Origin of the sequence: Synechococcus sp. 63AY4M2 (assembly GCF_002760475.1) — a bacterium.
Lineage (GTDB): Bacteria > Cyanobacteriota > Cyanobacteriia > Thermostichales > Thermostichaceae > Thermostichus.
In genome coordinates this window covers 1,248,665-1,265,760 of the sequence record NZ_AXUX01000001.1, presented here as the reverse complement: position 1 = coordinate 1,265,760, position 17,096 = coordinate 1,248,665, and the positions used below count along the sequence as shown (strand labels likewise).

The following is a 17,096-nucleotide window of genomic DNA, read 5'->3' as shown; positions in this document are numbered from 1 at the left end:
AGGTTGGCCAAATCTATCCATGACGCCGGTTGGGGTGAGTTCCTGCAAATTCTGGCAGCCAAGGCTGAAAGAGCTGGGCTGTTGACGATTGCAGGGGATCCCCGCGGCAGCAGTCAAGGGTGCTCGGGGTGTGGTCGTGAGGTGCCCAAAGAGCTGCATGAGCGGTGGCACGATTGTCCGCACTGTGGGTTGAGGATTGGCAGGGATCACAACTCGGCGAGGGTCATCAAATCCAGAGCGGTGGGGCGTCCCGTTCTTCAAGCTCAGGAAATGTCCTGCCATTGGGCAGGAGTCACTGGGAAGCCTGCACTCTATGCGTCAGCATAAGTGCGGGAGTACGTCACCTCTCCAGATCCGGATCCTCGCCCAAAGCCCGCAACCTTGCTGCCAGACGCTCGGCCCGCTGGCGTTCCTGTTCGGCTCGTTGGCGTTCCAGCTCGGCCCGCTCATCTCCCGTCAAAAGCAACTGCCCTTTGGCATCGCACCAGCGCAGCCAGCGGGCTTGTTTCCCCTCGAAAACTCCGTCCCACAGCCTCAGGCCCAGCTCCACCTGTTCCAGCCAGGTCTCGGTCATTTCCGCATAGTGGCGGCCCCGCAGCTCAAAAAGGCGCAGCTCCTCGGATCCCAGCTCGTGGTTGGGATCAAAAACCACGTAGTAGCTGACCCGCATCTGCTCGTAGCGGCTGAACTTGCCACCTAGCTCGTCGCCTTCGCGGTTGGAGACAATCTCGATCACCACATCCGGCGGCTTGTCAAATTGCCAGAGCAGATAGCACCGGTTCTGCTTCTCCCACCATTGTTCCGGCACCGTGACATCCAGGCTGAGAAAAACATCCGACACAATCGGGGGGCGACTGGGGGTTGTGTAGATCCCGACATTGGCTGCTGCCAGGAAGGTTTTGTGGGGCAGAGAGCTGTAGAGCGAGCCAGTCAGGAGGCGCTGTTGCTTTTCAGAGGCAAAGTTATCCGCCGGGGTATCGTCCTCAGTGACCAGATCAGCGACATCGGGCAGCAGCAGTTCAGTATCCATGGGCAAAGGCAGTCGGGGATGTCGACATCTTCGCCGTTTCCCCTACTTTTTGCCGCAGAGGACAAGGGCGGCAAAGCTGGCCGCTCTCCAGAAGGGATCCCGCCCGCAGAATGGGGTATCACGGCAAAAGGGCTCTCTTTGAGGAGGAACCTTGAACTGCGACGTTTTGGTGATCGGCTGTGGGGTGGTGGGCTGTGCCATCGCCTACGAATTGGCCACAGCAGGGCTATCGGTGGTTGGGATCGACGCCAGGGATCCGGCCTCAGGCGCCACCGGGGCCTCGTTGGGGGTGTTGATGGGGATCTGCAGCCGCCAGCCAGATGGGGAGGTGGTGCAGTTGCGCCTGAAAAGCCTGGAGCAGTTCGATCCCCTGATTGCGCGGCTGGAAGCCGACTTGGGTCGGACTTTGCCCGTCAATCGGCACGGCATCCTCAAGCTCCTCCGGGAGGAGGAAGTGGACGCTTGGCAAGCAACCCTGGCGGCTCGCCGGCAAGCAGGTTACCGCCTGGAGTTTCTCAGCCCTGGCGAAGTGGGATCCCTGCAGCCAGGTTTGCGCAGCGACCTGGGGGGAGCCCTCTACTCTCCCCAAGATCGGCAGATCCAACCCCGCCTCCTTACGCAGGCGCTTGTGGAAGCAGCCCAACGCAGAGGCTGCCGCTTCTTCTTCCATCAGCCGGTTCAGAAGATGCAGCGCAGCCCGGATCCTCCCTTTCGCCTACAGGCAGTTTATACGCCAGCCTTCGCCTTCTCGGCAGGCCATGTCGTTCTCGCTGCCGGCCTGGACAGCTCCCCTCTGGCCGAGGAGCTGGGCTTGCGGATCCCTCTGCAGGCGGTCAAAGGCCAGGCTCTGCGGGTCAAAGCGGCGGGGATCCCCCTGGGGCCGGTGGTCAGCGACGAGGATCTGCATCTGGTCCCCCTGGGGGATGGATCCCTGTGGGTGGGGGCAACCGTGGAGTTTCAGGCCCCCCATCCCCAGCCGACGCTGCTGGCCTTACAGGATCTGCTGGCCCACGCCATCGGCATCTGCCCGGCCCTAGCCGAAGCCACCCTGCTGGAGCACTGGGCCGGCCATCGACCCCGACCGCTGGGGCAGCGCGCCCCCATTCTGGGGCCGGCTCCCGGCTATGTCAATCTTTTGGTTGCCACCGGCCACTACCGCAATGGAGTGTTGCTGGCCCCGATTAGCGCCGCCATCCTGAGGGATTTGGTGCTGAAAGGGGAAACAGCCCTGTGCGATCTAAGCGCTTTTGCCCCAAGACCTAAACAGGGCTGAGCTGGCCTATCCACTGAGGTAGCAAGACTTATGTCAGAATAGAAGGTTGCCCGGCTCAGGCCGGGCCAGTGTGTGATCTGTCGAGTCCTGCAAAGGAGAAAAGAGCCTTGCCGAAATTTGCCCTGAAAGCCCTCTGGCTGGAAAACGATTTGGCCATCGCCGTGGATCAGGTGGTGGCCAAAAACCGCAGCCCCCTCACCCGCTACTTTTTCTGGCCGCGGGATGACGCCTGGGAACAGCTCAAAGCCGAGCTGGAGAGCAAAACTTGGATCAGCGAGGAAGATCGCATCACTCTACTCAACCAAGCCACTGAACTGATCAACTACTGGCAAAACGGCGGACGCGAGCGCCCCATCAGCGAAGCCCAAGCCCAGTTCCCCGACATCCTCATCGGCGGCAACGCCTAGCTCTCCCCTCCCCGCCGAGGCCGCGACTCCAAACCCAACCCATCTTGATGGGGATCCTGCTTTTGGGCTAGATTAGCACTCGGGATTTCAGAGTGCTAACTTTGGGCTCGGCCAAGCCAATGGATCGCCGGGGCCCTTCTGGGATCCCACTCCGCCTGGCAGCGCTAAGCGGCCCAGTTGAAACTAAGAGGATCGGGGATTCTATGGCAAAACAGATTCTGTTTAGGGAAGAGGCCCGCAAGGCATTGGAGCAGGGCATCAATCAACTGGCGGATGCAGTTAAGGTTACCATTGGCCCGAAAGGGCGCAACGTCCTTCTGGAGAAAAAGTTCGGCGCCCCCCAGATCGTCAACGACGGGGTCACCATTGCCAAGGAAATTGAATTGGCGGATCCTTTGGAGAACACCGGTGCCCAGCTGATGCGGGAAGTGGCCACCAAGACCAACGACGTGGCCGGAGACGGCACCACCACAGCCACCATTTTGGCCCAGAGCATGGTGCAGGAGGGGTTGAAGAATATTTCGGCAGGAGCCAACCCTGTAGCTTTGCGGCGCGGCATCGAGAAGACCACTGCCTACCTGGTGGAGCAAATTGCCGCTCAAGCTAAGCCTGTGGAAGGCCGCAAGAACATCGCCGAGGTAGCTACCATCTCTGCCGGCAACGACCCGGAAGTGGGGGAGATGATCGCCAGGGCCATGGATGCCGTGGGGCGAGATGGGGTGATTACGGTCGAAGAGTCCAAGTCCTTGGAAACCCAATTGGAAGTTGTCGAAGGGATGCAGTTCGACCGCGGCTACATTTCCCCCTATTTCGTCACCGATACGGAGCGGATGGTGGCCGAATACGAAAATGCCTATCTGCTCATCACCAGTAATAAGCTCTCCAATCTTCAGGATCTGGTGCCTGTTCTGGAGCGGGTAGCGCGAGAGGGACGGCCGCTGCTGGTGATTGCCGAGGATGTGGAGGGAGAAGCCCTGGCCACTTTGGTGGTCAACAAGCTGCGGGGGGTGTTGAACGCGGTGGCGGTGAAGGCGCCGGCTTTTGGGGATCGGCGCAAGGCCATGTTGGAGGACATTGCCATCCTCACCGGTGGGCAGCTCATCTCCGAGGATATCGGCATCAAGCTGGAGAACGTCACCCTGGACATGATGGGGGTGGCCCGCAAGATTACCGTTACCAAAGACAAGACCACCATTGTGACCGACGGCAGCACCAAGGCGGCGGTGGAGAAACGGGTGGCCCAGATCCGCAAGCAACTGGAGACCACCGATTCCGAGTACGACCGCGAGAAGCTGCAGGAGCGGATCGCCAAGCTGGCCGGTGGGGTGGCGGTGATCAAGGTGGGAGCTGCCACTGAAACGGAGCTTAAAGACCGCAAGCTGCGCATTGAAGATGCCCTCAACGCCACGCGGGCGGCAGTGGAGGAAGGGATCGTCCCCGGTGGCGGGGCAACGTTGCTGCACCTTTCCAAAGGGATCCCGGCCTTCAAGGCCAACTTGAACGCAGAAGAACAGGTGGGGGCGGACATTGTCTGCCGGGCTTTGCAGGCGCCGCTCTATCAGATTGCCCACAACGCTGGCCTGGAGGGGTCGGTGGTGGTGGAAAAGGTTCTGGAGAAGGAGATGCCCTTTGGCTTTGATGCCCTGACGGGCACCTATGTGGACATGTTTGCTCAGGGGATCGTGGATCCGGCCAAGGTCGTACGCTCGGCGCTGCAGAATGCCGCTTCCATCGCCGCCATGTACCTCACCACCGAAGCCATTGTGGTGGAAAAGCCCGAACCCAAGACGAAAACAGGAGCGAGCCGCTCCGGCGGTGCGGGGATGATGTAACTCCCCTAAACCATGCCCTTGTGGCCTAGGCCCCTATTCAGGGGCTTTCTCCCGTCTCCGGTCGCAGCAGGGGGAAGGCGATGACATCGCGGATGCTGGCAGCGTCGCACAGCAGCATCGCCAGACGGTCGATGCCGATGCCCAGGCCACCGGTGGGGGGAAGGCCGTACTCCAGGGCAGTGAGGAAGTCTTCGTCCAAAAAGTGGGCCTCTTCGTCTCCGGCTGCCTTCAGGGCCGCCTGGGCCTCCAGCCGCTGCCGCTGATCCACCGGGTCGGTCAGCTCCGAGTAGGCGTTGGCCGTCTCCCGCCCGACGATAAACAGCTCGAAGCGCTCCGCCAACCCCGGCTTGCTGCGGTGGGGCTTGGTGAGCGGACACACCTCCAGGGGATAGTCGAGAACAAAGGTCGGCTGGCGCAGGCGGCTCTCGCAGCAGTGCTCGAAGGCTTTGACCAACAGCTTGCCAGGGGAGTCGTGGGGGGAGAGATCGGGGATCCCCTGCTGGGCCAGGGCGGGCAAGAGCTCGGCGGTGGATCCCTTTTCCACGTCGATGAAGATGCCGGTGGCCTCCTCCACCAACTCCTGGATCGTTACCCGCCGCCAGGGTGGGGTGAGGTCAATGGTCTCCCCTTGGTAAGTAATTTGCAGGGATCCCCGCACTGCCAGGGCGGCGTTGCAGACCAGGGCTTCGGTCAGCTCCATCATCGTGTGGTAGTCGGCAAAGGCTTGGTAGGCCTCCAGCGAGGTAAACTCCGGGTTGTGGCGGGTGGAGATGCCCTCGTTGCGAAAGACTCGCCCAATTTCGTACACCCGCTCGATCCCGCCCACCACCAGCCGCTTCAGGTGCAGCTCGGTGGCAATGCGCAAGTAGAGATCTAGATCCAGGGCGTTGTGGTGGGTGATGAAGGGACGCGCCTCCGCCCCGCCGGGGATCACCTGCAGCACCGGCGTCTCGATCTCCACAAAGCCCCGCTCCTCCAGGGTCTGCCGCAGGGAGCGGACGATCTTGGCCCGGTCGAGCAAGGTTTGCTTGACCTCGGGGTTGACGATGAGGTCAACGTAGCGCTGGCGGTAGCGTTTCTCCACATCCCGTAGGCCGTGCCACTTATCGGGCAGGGGCAGCAGGGCCTTGGTCAGCACCTGGTACTCGTCCACCCGCACCGACAGCTCCCCTTTCTCGGTGCGCTTGAGACAGCCCTTGGCCCCCAGCCAATCGCCCACGTCAAGCAGCTTGTCCAGGTTCTTGAAGGCCAGCTCCCCCATGTGCTGCGTCAGCCGTTGCTTTTCCAGGTAGAGCTGGATGGTGCCAGAGCGATCCTGCAGGGTAAAGAAGGCCAGTTTGCCCATGACCCGCCGCGCCCGGATCCGCCCGGCCACCGCCACCTGCACATCCTCCCGCTCGGCGCCGGGCTCGAGATCGGCAAATTGCGCCTGCAACTCGGCAGCCAAGTGGGTAACCGGGAAAGAATAGGCGTAGGGCAGGATCCCTTGCTCCTGCAGGTGGCGGGCCTTTTCCAGGCGGGCGGCCCGTTGGGCAGCTTCGCTGCTGCTGGGGAGAGTGGACATAGGGGTAAAAGGGATAGAGGATTTCAGGGACGGACGGGATCCTTTTTTACGCTTCCAGCGGCGCGATCCCGTGGGAACGCAGCAGCTCCAAAAGTCTTTCGGCCCGTTGGCGTTCTCTTTCAGCCCGTTGGCGCTCTCTCTCGGCCCGCTGCTGCTCTAGGGCGGCCTTTTCGTCGCCGGTGGGTAAAACTTGGCCCTCTCGGTCACACCAGCGCAGCCATTCCGTGTTGACGCCCTCGAAGGATCCCTGCCAGAGGGTCAAGCCCAGGCCAATCTCCTCCAGCCAGGTGGAATCGAAGGGAACCAACTCTCCCCCCCGCCGCTGAAAAAGAACCAGTGGGGATCCCTGCAGCTCCCGCAGTTGCCGCAAAGGATCGTAAACCCCGTAGTAGCCCACGCCGGCGCGGGCGTAGTCCCTGAGTTTGCGGCCCAGCTCTTCTCCCTCGCGGTTGGAGACAATCTCAATGACCACGTCGGGAGGCTTGCCCATCTCCCAGACAAAGTAGGTGCGATCTTCCTTGCGCTCGAAGCTGGCGGGGGGAGCTACCTCCAGGCTGAGCATGACATCGGGCACGAGCGGCGGCTGCTTGAGGGCGTAGAACAGGCCGACGTTGGCCGTGGCCAGGAAGGGGATCGGCTCGCCGCTGTCTTTGGCTCTGGGCTGAAAGGAGGCGTAGAGGGCGCTCGTGAGCAGGCGCTGCAGCTTCTCCGAGTAGATGCTGTCCACAGGCTGGTCGTCCTCGATCACCAGGTCACTGATATCGGGTGGGGGCGGCGGTGGAAACTCCGCTGCCGGCGTCGAGGGCTTGAGGGGGCTAGAAGGTGCAGAAACCATGATGCCGGGATCCTTTGCAGGGCCGCTGCTAGCGACTGCTCGGTTGTTGGTCAATCGAGCCGATATCGAACCATCTCGAGGGTAGCAAAGGTTTTGGGGAAAAAGGCGACCAGAGAGCTTCTCCAATCCACACCAGAGATAGAAGCCCAACCCTGGGCCGAGGGCCTGCCTCCTGGAGCGGGGCAAGAGACAAAAAATCCTGCCCGACCTCCTCAGCTTTGGCCGGATCCCTTTTGGAAAGCAGCTAGCGCTCCGCCTGGGCGTTCAAGCTGGAGACGATCAGGTACACCACGAAAAGAAACAGGGCTACCAACGCCATAGGTCGATCCTTAGGTCAGTCTCTTGCGCCAGGGTCTGTAGGATAGTGTGCCCATCCGGGCCGGGATCCGGTTGCTGTTGTCGCACAAATCTTTATTCTATGACATTTTCCCGTAGCTTGGTTCTTGGCGGAGCTCGACCGCCCAACTGGGCAAGTTGGGGATCCCTTCTCACTGGCCAGGCTCGGAGCTGGGCAGAGCCACCAGCAGAGCTTCCAACACCCGCTGCACCCGGCTCAAGCGCAGGCCAGAGTCGGCCAAAACGGGGCTGTTGGGGATGATGGCGTGGCGGAACCCCAGCTTGGCGGCTTCCTTGAGGCGCTGCTCCAACTGCGCCACCGGGCGCACCTGTCCCCCCAGGCCCACCTCGCCGATCAAGACCGTAAAGGGATCCACCTGGCGATCTCGGAAGCTGGCGGCCACGGCCACCGCCACCCCCAAGTCGGCAGCTGGCTCGGCCACCTGGATGCCGCCGGCGGAGGCAATGTAGGCGTCGTATTTGGAAAGCGGGATCCCCACCCGTTTTTCCAGCACCGCCAAGATCTGCAAAAAGCGGTTGAGCTCGATGCCGGTGGCGGTGCGGCGGGGGGAGCTGTAGCTGGTGGGGCTGACCAGGGCCTGCACGTCCACCACCAAGGGGCGGGTGCCCTCACAGGCGACGATGGTGGCCGTTCCCGGCGTGGCCTGATCCCGGCTGCTCAAAAAAAGCTGCGAGGGATTGTCCACCTCCACCAAGCCAGAGGCGGTCATCTCGAAAACGCCGATTTCCTGGGCCGCCCCAAAGCGGTTTTTGACGGCGCGCAGCAGGCGGTGGCTCTGAAAGCGATCCCCCTCAAAGTACAAGACGGTGTCCACCAGGTGCTCCAGCACCTTGGGCCCGGCCAGGGATCCATCTTTGGTAACATGGCCAACGATGAGCAGGGCCACCCCCAGTTTTTTGGCCACTCGCATCAAGAGGCCGGCGCATTCCCGCACCTGGGAAACGGATCCCGGCGCCGAGCTGAGCTGCCCCCAGAAGATAGCCTGGATGCTGTCGATGATCGCCACCTGGGGCTGTAGGGCCTGGATCTCGGCCACAATGGCCTCCAGGTCGGTTTCCGCCAATAGGTAGAGCTGCTCGCTTTCTATCCCCAGCCGCAAGGACTCCGTCCCGCTAATGCGAGCGGCGCGCAGCTTGATCTGCTGGGCCGATTCCTCCCCCGACACGTACAAGATGGGCCCCCGCTTGGCGAGATGCGCAGCAGTCTGCAGCAGCAGGGTGCTCTTGCCAATGCCTGGATCGCCGCCGATCAACACCAGGGATCCCGGCACGATGCCACCTCCCAACACCCGGTCGAACTCGCCGGAGCCAGAGGAGAGGCGGGGGTGGCTCTCCGAGGAGACTTGGGAGAGGGGAAGGGCCGACAGGGGCATCCCGTTGCCGCGGCTGCGCTGGGGAACGAGCCGCTGCGGTGGCCCAGACTTAGAAGAGGGGGCGACGACCACCTCCGTCAGCGTGTTCCAGGCGCCACAGTTGTCGCAGCGGCCCAAAAACTTGGGGTAGCGCTCGCCGCACTGGCTGCACTCCCAGACGGTTTTGGCCTTGGCCATGAACAGGGATCCCGCCTCTTTCTTAGGATACAAGGACTCCGACCGGCTGCCGCTAGCTGTGGGGCAGGGGAACGGCGGGAATGGGCACCTCTGGCAAGGCCAGGGATCGGCACTGGGCGTGGTGGCGCAGCAGATGGTCACAGAGCACCAAAGCCACCATCGCCTCCACCATCGGCACCGCCCGCGGCAGCACGCAGGGATCGTGGCGCCCCCGCGCCGCCAAAACCGTCTCCTGCCCGTCGAGGGTGACGGTGCTTTGGGGCTGGCGAATGGTGGCGGTGGGCTTGAAGGCCACCCGCAGGACGATGTCTTCCCCGTTGCTGATGCCCCCCTGGATGCCGCCGGAGCGGTTGCTGCGGGTGCGCCAGCCGCTGGGGGTCATGTAGAACTCGTCGTTGTGCTGCTTGCCCGTCAGGTAGGTGCCGGCAAACCCCGAACCGATCTCAAACCCCTTGCTGGCCGGCAGCGACATCACCGCCTTGGCCAGGTCGGCCTCCAATTTGTCGAACACCGGGCAGCCCAGCCCGCGGGGCACATTGCGGGCCACACATTCCACCACTCCCCCGAGAGAATCTCCTTCCCGCGCCGCTGCTTCAATTTTTTCAATCATCGCCGCCGCCGCGGCTGGATCGGGGCAGCGGACGATGTTGGCTTCCACCTGCTCCGCCGTCACGGAGCTGGGATCCACCTGGGCCTCTACGTCTTGGACCCGCTGCACATAGGCCAGGATCTCTACCCCTGCTGCCAGGCGCAGGATCTTCTTGGCGATGGCCCCGGCGGCCACCCGGCCAATGGTCTCCCGCGCCGAGGCCCGCCCTCCCCCCTGCCAGTTGCGGATGCCGTACTTGGCCTGGTAGGTGGCATCGGCATGGGAAGGGCGGAAGGTGGTGGCCATCTCGCTGTAATCCTGGGGGCGGGCGTCCTGGTTGCGCACCAGGATGTGGATGGGGGTGCCGAGGGTAAAGCCTTGGAAAACCCCGGAGAGGATCTGGCAGCGATCCGCCTCCTGGCGCGGCGTGGTGATGTGGCTCTGGCCGGGACGGCGCCGATCCAGCTCCGCCTGGATGTCGGCCTCGCTCAAGGGCAGCCGCGGCGGGCAGCCGTCCACCACCACCCCCACCGCCCCCCCGTGGGACTCGCCGTAGGTGGTGACGCAAAACAAGACGCCGAAGGAGTTGCCGTTGGCCATGGGATCCCTGAGCAAGAAGCTGCCCGCTCGCAGGCGGCTGGGAGAGACTGTCTTCTATTCTGCACCAGAAGGCTTGCGGACGACGCGGTGCAACTGACGGCAGCCGGCAATCCCCCGCAACACCAGGTGGGGATCCCAGCGCAGCTCTGCGTCAAGGGGCCGCAGGTGGGGGTAGAGTAGCTCGCCATCGCCGCCGGTTACTAGCAGCGGGCCTTGGGGAAAGCGGCGGCGCCAGTCGGCCAGAAAATCCCGCAAGCCGGCCAGCAGGGTATGAAGAATGCCGCTGCGGATGGCGGCCCCAGTGTTCCTGGCCCAGCGGGGGGGTATGGGAGCGCCGGGATCCCACTCCACTTTGGGCAGCCGGGCGGTGTGGTCGGCCAGCGCCTGCGCCTGCAACCCCAGGCCGGGCAGGATCGCTCCTCCCACCAGGGATCCCTCGGCGTCAGCTCCCGTCAGGGTCAAGGCGGTGCCGGCGTCGATGACCAAGCAGGGCCAGCCGTAGCGGATCCCGGCGGCCCACAGAGCCAGTGCCCGATCCAGCCCCAGGCTTGGGTAGGGATCCCGCAGCGGCACCTGGGAGAGCTCAAGGCAATGCACCCAGGGGGATCGGGGCGGCAAAGGGGCAGAGCCAACGGCAGCTAGCCACAGCTCCGTCTCTTCTGGCCAGGATAGGGGTTGGTGGGCGGGAAACTGCTCCACCTTCACCAAGCTCTCGCCAGCAAACCAGCCCCAGCGCACGTGGGTGTTGCCCACCACGGCGGCCAGCCACCGCTCTGCCTCAGAACTCATGCAACAGCTCCGCCTCCACGCGAAACAGCTCCACCGGCTGATCGGCAGGGATCCCGGCCAATTGCTTGGCGGTGGAGAGCTGCCAGGCCGTCGTCAGAGCCTCTCCGGGCAGCAACACCGCCCCCCGTGTCCCCGCGCGAATGAACAGGCCCATGCGGGTGGGATCCACCTGCTCCAGAGAGGGGATGGGCACCACCCGTCGCACGATGGCCACCTGAATAGAAGCCGACTCCAGCTCGCCGGGTTGCAGGGGCCGATAGCGCCAGTCGCGAGTAACAGCTCCCACCGCCGCCCGGATGGTGGCCCTGGCCAGATCCTCGCCGCCGGGATCCAAGCTGCCCCAACAGCCGCGGGGCCGTCCCTCCCTGGTCACCGTAACAAAAACTCCCGCCGGGCGCCGCCAGTGGGGCGGGATCTCTTCTGGAGCAGGCAGCACCTGGCCAGTGGCGAAGTAGTGGGCGATGGCCTGCCGCGCCAGGGCCGGCAGCGTCTTGGGCAAGGGTTGCGGCTGGACGGGAGCAGGGATCCCCTCCGTCCCGCCGTTGCGGGGCAAGGCGCCTGCCGGGGAACTCGTGGCCGGGGACGGGATCCCGCCAACGCGCCCAGAAACCTCTGGCCGGGATCCGGCCAGCAGCCCTAGCCCTGCCCCCAGAAACAAGGCCAGCAGGCTGAGCGATCGAATGGCAAAGGTGGACACGAGCTGAGGATCTTGCCAACCCAACTCTAGGCTAGGCTATGCCCCCGCTTCTGCAAGTACTTGAAAACGGTGTTCAGATCCTTGTCGCCCCGCCCGGAGCAGTTGACCACCACCCGCTGCTGGGGGCCAAGCTGGGGGGCCAAAGTCTTCAGGTAGGCCAGGGCGTGGGCCGTCTCCAGGGCGGGGATGATCCCCTCCAGGCGCGACAGCAGCAGCAGCGCCTCTACCGCCTCGTCGTCGGTAACTGCGTAGTACTCAGCCCGCCCAATCTCCTTTAAGTAGCTGTGCTCCGGCCCCACACCGGGGTAATCCAAGCCAGCGCTGATGGAATGGGCCTCCTGCACCTGGCCTTCTTCATCTTGCAGCAGGTAGCTCATGGCCCCGTGCAAGACCCCAACGCGACCGCGGCTGAGGGTGGCGGCGTGGCGGGAGGTGTGTAAGCCCTCCCCGGCAGCCTCGATGCCGATGAGCCGCACCTGGGGATCGCGGACAAACTCGTTGAACAGACCCAGGGCATTGGAGCCGCCGCCCACACAGGCCAGCAGCACGTCCGGCAGGCCTCCCCATTTCTCTTGACACTGCTGTCGCGTCTCCTGGCCGATGATATCGTGAAAGGTCCGCACCAGCTTCGGGTAGGGGTGGGGTCCGGCCACCGTGCCAATGACGTAGTGGGTGGTCTCCACGTTGGTTACCCAGTCGCGGATGGCCTCGGAGAGGGCGTCTTTGAGGGTGGCTGTGCCTGATTCGACCCCCCTTACCTCAGCGCCCAGCAGGCGCATCCGCTGCACATTGGGGGCCTGCCGCTCCATGTCCACTGCCCCCATGTAGATGACGCATTGCAGCCCAAAACGAGCACACACCGTTGCCGTAGCCACCCCATGCTGGCCAGCGCCAGTCTCGGCAATGATCCTTCGCTTGCCCATGCGCACCGCCAGCAGCACTTGGCCGAGGGCGTTGTTGATCTTGTGGGCGCCGGTGTGGTTGAGATCCTCCCGCTTCAGGTAGATCTGGGGGCCGCCGTAGTGCTCGGTCAGCCGCTGGGCAAAGTAGAGGGGACTGGGCCGCCCGACAAAGTCCCGCAGTAGGCTGTGAAACTCGGCGCGAAAGTCGGGATCCCGCCAATGCTGCTCAAAGGCTTCCTCCAGCTCCGTCAGGGCGCTCATCAGGGTTTCCGGCACAAAACGGCCCCCAAAGGGCCCAAACCGGCCCCGAGGATCCGGACGCACCTGCGGGTCAAGGGGATCCCAGGTGGCAGGGGCAGCAAGAGGAGTTGAGGTCATGGCAAATGGATTGGCGCGGGCTTGACAGCCGGCAATAGGAGACAAGTTTCCCTATTCTACAGAAGATGGAAACTCGGGAAGGCCACTGTCCAAGCTATCTTATTTGCCGCCCTGGATGGTGGGATCCCGCCGAAATCACCTTTGAACAGGGGGCTTCCAAGGATTTTTACGATCAGGCCGTCCGATTTTGGGGGCGGCCTTTATGGACAAGCATCTGCAAGAGTTGCTCCAGCAAGAAGATCAAAAGCGCAGGGACGAAGAGCTGCGCCGCACCTATGCCCTTTCTCAAAAGTCTCAGGGAGCGGCAGTCTTTTTGTCGTTATTGCTGGCTTTTGCGGCCTACATTTATACGCGGCGATGGAAAGCGCTAATGATCTTTTTGGGGTGGTGTATTTTTGTCGGCGTGTTGTTTAGCGATGAAGAAGGAGAAGTTTCTCTCCCTGGACTTTTTCTGGCCTCCACCTGGGCAGCGGTGGACAACTGCGCCGCCATCCAGCGAGCTAGAGAAAAAATTGAACTGCTACGCTCCGGGCAAAGCCCCGATAGCAACCGGCAGACTTAATCGACCTCAAATCAACAAGCTGGAAACCCTTCCTTACTCCCCTCTCCCTGTGGGAGAGGGGCTGGGGGTGAGGGATCCCTTTGCCAGCAGCAGGTTAGGACAAGGGAGCCTAGAATGGCCGCAGATCCGAGGAAACCAAAACCATGAAGTCTGCTGCTTGCCTAGCCTGTCTGCTCGCCGGTCTCCTTGGGGGGGAAGGGATCCCGGCCCTGGCCTCACCCGCTCTTTTGGTGCTGGCCCAGTCCGGCTTTCAGCCCTACATCAATGTCCGCTTTGGCTATCGCCTCGACTATCCGGCTGATTTTGTCCCCCAAGGGGAATCCGACAGCGGCGACGGCCAGGTGTTCATCGGCAAAGAGGGGGCCGAGCTGCGCGTTTGGGGTGGGTACAATATTCTTCATGCAACGCCCGCCAGCGCCCTGCAAGAGGAGCTGCAGCGCAGCCGGGAAAGCCGACGCCGGGTTACCTATCAAGTTGCCGGTCGGGATTTTTTCGTGGTCTCCGGCTACGAGCCAGACGGCCAGCGGATTTTTTACCTCAAAAAGCTCGTCAGCCCCTCTCTAGAGGCTGGCTTTGAATTGGTCTATCCGGCCAGCCGGCGCGAGCGCTACGACCGGGACGTGGAAGCCATAGCCCGCTCCCTGCGCTTTGTGGATCCCTGACCCAGGCCCAAGTTGGGGCATGATCGTAGGGATCCCTGGCAAAACCCCATGGCCGAGAGACCGCTGGACAGTTGGCTGCGGGAACGGATGCAAGCCGTTGGCCTCTCCTCTTGGCAGGCTCTGCAAGCCCGGGCGGGGATCAGCCGCCGCGCCCTCGATCAGGTGCGCCAAGGGCAGTGGGGATCCCTGCGCCTGGAGCAACTGCAGAAGCTGGCTGCCGCTTTAGAGTGGGAGTTGGGATCCCTGCTTGGCGGTGGCGACCCTAGTCCAAGGGGCTCGAACACTGCAGAAGCGATCTTTTCCCTGCTCCAGCCGCTGCTGACCAGCTACCCCACCGTCCGCGAGATTGCCCGGCGCAAGCCCGATTGGCCGGCCCAAAACGTGACGGCCCTCTTCCGGTCGCTGGATGCCCTGCTGCAGCAGTGGGGGTATGAAGCCATCGGCAGCCCTCTTGAGTCCGTCCCCTTCGACCCGCAACTGCACCAGCCGGATCAGCCGGACATTCGGCCAGGGGATCCCGTCTACATCCGCTTTGTCGGCTACCGCCGGAAAGACTACATCCTCTGCCCGGCCAAAGTCAGCCGCTCGCTGCCCGGAGGATTGAGCTGATGGCACCTGTCCCCAAAGCAACGCTGGCTATCGATTTCGGCACCAGCAATACTGTGGTGGCAGTTTGGGATCCCGTCCAAGAAGCGCCCCGCCTGCTCAGCTTTCCCGGCCTTTCCCGCCCGGGCTACTCGGCCATTCCCAGCCTGGTCTATGTCAAGGGAAAAGGCCAGCTCTTGGTGGGGGAAACGGTGCGGGCCGGGCGTTGGGGGGCAGTGGAGCCGCAGCGGCTGTTTCAGGGCTTCAAGCGGGATCTGGTGGCGGAGTTTGTCCCCCCACCGCGGATTCTCGATGGGGAGCGCTACGACGCCGAGAGGGTGGCTCAGGCTTTTTTGCAGGCGGTGATGGAAGCCGTCCAGCAAGAATACCTGCAGCCGCAACAGGTGGTGTTTACCGCTCCCGTCGGCTCCTTTGAGCGCTACTTGAACTGGCTGCGGGGGGTGGCCGGGGATCCCGTTCAAATTGTGGACGAGGCCACTGCCGCTGCCCTGGGCTATGCGGTCGGCCAGCCGGGATCCGTGGTGCTGGTGGTGGATTTCGGCGGCGGCACCCTGGATCTCAGCCTGGTGCGCACCCTTGCCCCCCAGCCGGGCAACCCCGTCCTCAAGGCAGAGGTGATCGCCAAGGCCGACGCCTACGTGGGCGGGGTGGATATCGACATCTGGATAGCCGAATACCTGCTGGGGCAACTGGGGCTGAGCCGGCAGCAGCTGGGGGCCCTGAGCTGGATGACGCTTTTGGAACAGGCAGAGCAGCTCAAGATTGCCCTTTCCACTCAGCCCGAGGCCGTGAGCAGTTGGTTTGACGACGAGGCCCTGACCGCCTATGAGCTGCGCTTGGATCGGCAGGCGCTGGAGGAGATTTTAGAAACCCACCAGCTCCTCGACCAGATCCGCCAGTGCCTAGACGAGGTGCTGCTCAGCGCCCAGGCAAGGGGAGTGGGCAAAAGCCAAATTGAGCAGGTGCTCCTGGTGGGAGGCAGCTCCCAACTGCCGGCAGTCCAAGAGCTGCTCCGCTCCTACTTCGGCAAAAAGAAAGTCCGCTGCGAGCGCCCCTTCGACGCCGTGGCCCTGGGCGCTCTGCAGATGGGCCGCCAGGTCAAGCTCGAGGATCGCCTGCACCACAGCTACGCCATCCGCCTCTGGGATCCCTGGCAAAAAAGTTACATCTACTATCCCCTCTTCGAGCGGGGCAGCCCCTACCCTTGCCGACGCTCCGAGCCCTTGATCTTGCAGGTGGCCAACGATGGCCAGACCGAAATTCGACTCGATGTGGGGGAAGTGGCCCAGGTGGCCCAGGCTGAGGTGGTCTATGACGAGCTGGGGCGCATGAGCAGCCGCCAACTTACCCGACAAACCGATTTTCGATCCCTGGGTGCTGAGCCGGCTTGTCTGGCCCGCCTGCAGCCCCCAGGTCGGGCAGGAGAAGATCGCCTCAAGGTGGAATTTGCCGTCGATGCCTCGCGGCGGCTGTTGGCCACTATCTTCGACTTGCAAACCCAGCAGCTTTTGGTAGAAGCCCAGCCCGTAGCCACCCTGAGTTAGAGAAAGGCACTCAGCTTCTTTATCGCGCCAAAACCCAAACAGTGCCGCCTGGCCCTTCTCCCCCCTGGGAGAGGGGCTGGGGGTAGTCGCAATGGCAGCGTGGAGCGCTTGGGCGGATCCCTTGTTGAACAATCGCCTATTTTGCTGTAAAGCGCGGGGGAAAAGTCTTAAGCTCATCCAGAATGACTGTATATCCCCTGCAGTGGCTTTGTAATGACTTGACAGATATAGTCATTTCAAATAGATGCAACGTTTCTCTACGTCGTTATTGCTACGCAACGCTGTCGCGAAGGCGCCGGCAGCGCGAAGCACTATCTCTAGCTCCCCTCTCCCCCTGGGAGAGGGAATGGGGGTGAAGGCCGACTCCCCTGAGCTCAATCTCTCAAGAATTAGAAACGACTGGCCCTACTGCTGACAGGTAAACTAGCTTCCCGTCGTAGAACAGCGCTGAGCCTTGGTCGCCTTGCTGCGAGTCTGCCCGGTACTGATACATTTACGCTGAACACTGCTGAGCATTACTGCTCAGCGGTGAAGCGATAGCATTCTGTCCGTTTCCGTTGTCACTACGCGATGCTGACGCGACCGCGTTAGTGGGACGGAGTCCAAACAGAAAGGCGGTATCCCGCAAAGCCCTGAGCATAACGCCCAGAGCGCCTTGCCAATCTCGTGGTAGCCTATGGTTGCACTTTGGGCATCTAAACACCTTTGCGCCACCCAACTTAGTGTGGATGTGCCCGCACTTGGTACAGGTTTTGCTGGTGTACGCTTCCGATACTTCCACGACAACCACGTTTTTCTTCTTGGCTTGAAACTTCAGGAACTGCTTGAACCGGTAGTGCGCCCAGGTGAGCATCGCCCTTGCTGTCTTGCTACCAAACTTCCTCCCTGCCTTGGCAACCATCTTGGCTGACTCGAAAGT

The 17,096-nt window shown here is 62.8% G+C and carries 17 protein-coding genes; 8 read left to right on the top strand and 9 right to left on the bottom strand.

Annotated features, from left to right (window positions below; all coding sequences use genetic code 11):
- Nucleotides 1-3 precede the first annotated feature (3 nt).
- Complete coding sequence (locus SYN63AY4M2_RS05685) at nt 4-327, top strand: transposase (protein WP_276307395.1); 324 nt, start codon at nt 4-6, stop codon at nt 325-327.
- 13 nt (nt 328-340) lie between these two features.
- Here SYN63AY4M2_RS05685 and SYN63AY4M2_RS05680 read toward each other — a convergent pair whose 3' ends face one another.
- Entirely contained in the window at nt 341-1,030 is a 690-nt protein-coding gene (locus tag SYN63AY4M2_RS05680) for a Uma2 family endonuclease (RefSeq protein WP_011429238.1), read from the bottom strand.
- 151 nt (nt 1,031-1,181) lie between these two features.
- On the opposite strand from SYN63AY4M2_RS05680, the gene SYN63AY4M2_RS05675 reads away from it, so the two are divergent.
- The 3 genes from SYN63AY4M2_RS05675 to groL all read left to right on the top strand — a co-directional run bounded on the left by SYN63AY4M2_RS05675 (nt 1,182) and on the right by groL (nt 4,542).
- Complete coding sequence (locus SYN63AY4M2_RS05675; protein ID WP_071813491.1) at nt 1,182-2,303, top strand: FAD-dependent oxidoreductase; 1,122 nt, start codon at nt 1,182-1,184, stop codon at nt 2,301-2,303.
- Between the two features lie 68 nt (nt 2,304-2,371).
- The gene (locus SYN63AY4M2_RS05670) at nt 2,372-2,710 is read left to right on the top strand and encodes a 30S ribosomal protein PSRP-3 (RefSeq protein WP_346426047.1); all 339 of its coding nucleotides are present in this window, start codon (nt 2,372-2,374) and stop codon (nt 2,708-2,710) included.
- Between the two features lie 203 nt (nt 2,711-2,913).
- A complete protein-coding gene (gene groL, locus SYN63AY4M2_RS05665) occupies nt 2,914-4,542 on the top strand; it encodes a chaperonin GroEL (RefSeq protein ID WP_011429241.1) in 1,629 nt (542 codons plus the stop codon).
- A 37-nt stretch (nt 4,543-4,579) separates the two neighbouring features.
- Here the strand turns inward: groL and lysS are convergent, their stop codons facing one another.
- The 7 genes from lysS to trpB all read right to left on the bottom strand — a co-directional run bounded on the left by lysS (nt 4,580) and on the right by trpB (nt 12,803).
- Nucleotides 4,580-6,106, bottom strand: coding sequence for a lysine--tRNA ligase (lysS, locus tag SYN63AY4M2_RS05660; RefSeq protein ID WP_011429242.1), 1,527 nt, complete (start codon nt 6,104-6,106; stop codon nt 4,580-4,582).
- A 46-nt stretch (nt 6,107-6,152) separates the two neighbouring features.
- A complete protein-coding gene (locus SYN63AY4M2_RS05655) occupies nt 6,153-6,941 on the bottom strand; it encodes a Uma2 family endonuclease (RefSeq protein WP_099834681.1) in 789 nt (262 codons plus the stop codon).
- A gap of 488 nt (nt 6,942-7,429) precedes the next feature.
- A complete protein-coding gene (gene radA / locus SYN63AY4M2_RS05650) occupies nt 7,430-8,848 on the bottom strand; it encodes a DNA repair protein RadA (protein WP_011429244.1) in 1,419 nt (472 codons plus the stop codon).
- Nucleotides 8,849-8,900: 52 nt separating this feature from the next.
- Complete coding sequence (gene aroC / locus SYN63AY4M2_RS05645) at nt 8,901-10,037, bottom strand: chorismate synthase (protein ID WP_011429245.1); 1,137 nt, start codon at nt 10,035-10,037, stop codon at nt 8,901-8,903.
- Nucleotides 10,038-10,091: 54 nt separating this feature from the next.
- Nucleotides 10,092-10,826 carry a pantothenate kinase gene (locus SYN63AY4M2_RS05640; protein WP_011429246.1) on the bottom strand — a complete coding sequence of 245 codons (735 nt, stop codon included), beginning with the start codon at nt 10,824-10,826 and terminating at the stop codon, nt 10,092-10,094.
- Nucleotides 10,816-11,523 (bottom strand): AMMECR1 domain-containing protein, encoded by a 708-nt coding sequence (locus SYN63AY4M2_RS05635; protein WP_228375405.1) that lies wholly within the window; start codon nt 11,521-11,523, stop codon nt 10,816-10,818. Before SYN63AY4M2_RS05635 ends, SYN63AY4M2_RS05640 begins: the two co-directional genes overlap by 11 nt.
- A 26-nt stretch (nt 11,524-11,549) precedes the next feature.
- A complete protein-coding gene (gene trpB, locus SYN63AY4M2_RS05630) occupies nt 11,550-12,803 on the bottom strand; it encodes a tryptophan synthase subunit beta (RefSeq protein WP_099887488.1) in 1,254 nt (417 codons plus the stop codon).
- 202 nt (nt 12,804-13,005) lie between these two features.
- Between trpB and SYN63AY4M2_RS05625 the strand changes: the two genes are divergently transcribed.
- The 4 genes from SYN63AY4M2_RS05625 to SYN63AY4M2_RS05610 all read left to right on the top strand — a co-directional run bounded on the left by SYN63AY4M2_RS05625 (nt 13,006) and on the right by SYN63AY4M2_RS05610 (nt 16,177).
- On the top strand, nt 13,006-13,365 hold the full coding sequence (locus SYN63AY4M2_RS05625; protein ID WP_011429249.1) for a hypothetical protein: 360 nt from the start codon (nt 13,006-13,008) through the stop codon (nt 13,363-13,365).
- A gap of 143 nt (nt 13,366-13,508) precedes the next feature.
- Complete coding sequence (locus SYN63AY4M2_RS05620) at nt 13,509-14,027, top strand: hypothetical protein (protein WP_099887258.1); 519 nt, start codon at nt 13,509-13,511, stop codon at nt 14,025-14,027.
- 48 nt (nt 14,028-14,075) lie between these two features.
- Entirely contained in the window at nt 14,076-14,636 is a 561-nt protein-coding gene (locus tag SYN63AY4M2_RS05615; RefSeq protein ID WP_071813492.1) for a helix-turn-helix domain-containing protein, read from the top strand.
- Complete coding sequence (locus tag SYN63AY4M2_RS05610) at nt 14,636-16,177, top strand: Hsp70 family protein (RefSeq protein WP_099887257.1); 1,542 nt, start codon at nt 14,636-14,638, stop codon at nt 16,175-16,177. The genes SYN63AY4M2_RS05615 and SYN63AY4M2_RS05610 overlap by 1 nt, the downstream gene beginning before the upstream one ends.
- Nucleotides 16,178-16,670: 493 nt before the next feature.
- Here the strand turns inward: SYN63AY4M2_RS05610 and SYN63AY4M2_RS05605 are convergent.
- On the bottom strand, nt 16,671-17,096 hold a 426-nt coding region (locus SYN63AY4M2_RS05605; protein WP_143597424.1), incomplete at its 5' end, for a zinc ribbon domain-containing protein.

Bases quoted from the DNA above. Each gene is read 5' to 3' on its own strand.
- SYN63AY4M2_RS05680 (WP_011429238.1), bottom strand. From the start codon at position 1,030: ATGGATACTGAACTGCTGCTGCCCGATGTCGCTGATCTGGTCACTGAG.
- groL (WP_011429241.1), top strand. From the start codon at position 2,914: ATGGCAAAACAGATTCTGTTTAGGGAAGAGGCCCGCAAGGCATTGGAG.
- lysS (WP_011429242.1), bottom strand. From the start codon at position 6,106: ATGTCCACTCTCCCCAGCAGCAGCGAAGCTGCCCAACGGGCCGCCCGC.
- SYN63AY4M2_RS05655 (WP_099834681.1), bottom strand. From the start codon at position 6,941: ATGGTTTCTGCACCTTCTAGCCCCCTCAAGCCCTCGACGCCGGCAGCG.
- radA (WP_011429244.1), bottom strand. From the start codon at position 8,848: ATGGCCAAGGCCAAAACCGTCTGGGAGTGCAGCCAGTGCGGCGAGCGC.
- aroC (WP_011429245.1), bottom strand. From the start codon at position 10,037: ATGGCCAACGGCAACTCCTTCGGCGTCTTGTTTTGCGTCACCACCTAC.
- SYN63AY4M2_RS05640 (WP_011429246.1), bottom strand. From the start codon at position 10,826: ATGAGTTCTGAGGCAGAGCGGTGGCTGGCCGCCGTGGTGGGCAACACC.
- trpB (WP_099887488.1), bottom strand. From the start codon at position 12,803: ATGACCTCAACTCCTCTTGCTGCCCCTGCCACCTGGGATCCCCTTGAC.
- SYN63AY4M2_RS05625 (WP_011429249.1), top strand. From the start codon at position 13,006: ATGGACAAGCATCTGCAAGAGTTGCTCCAGCAAGAAGATCAAAAGCGC.
- SYN63AY4M2_RS05620 (WP_099887258.1), top strand. From the start codon at position 13,509: ATGAAGTCTGCTGCTTGCCTAGCCTGTCTGCTCGCCGGTCTCCTTGGG.
- SYN63AY4M2_RS05615 (WP_071813492.1), top strand. From the start codon at position 14,076: ATGGCCGAGAGACCGCTGGACAGTTGGCTGCGGGAACGGATGCAAGCC.
- SYN63AY4M2_RS05610 (WP_099887257.1), top strand. From the start codon at position 14,636: ATGGCACCTGTCCCCAAAGCAACGCTGGCTATCGATTTCGGCACCAGC.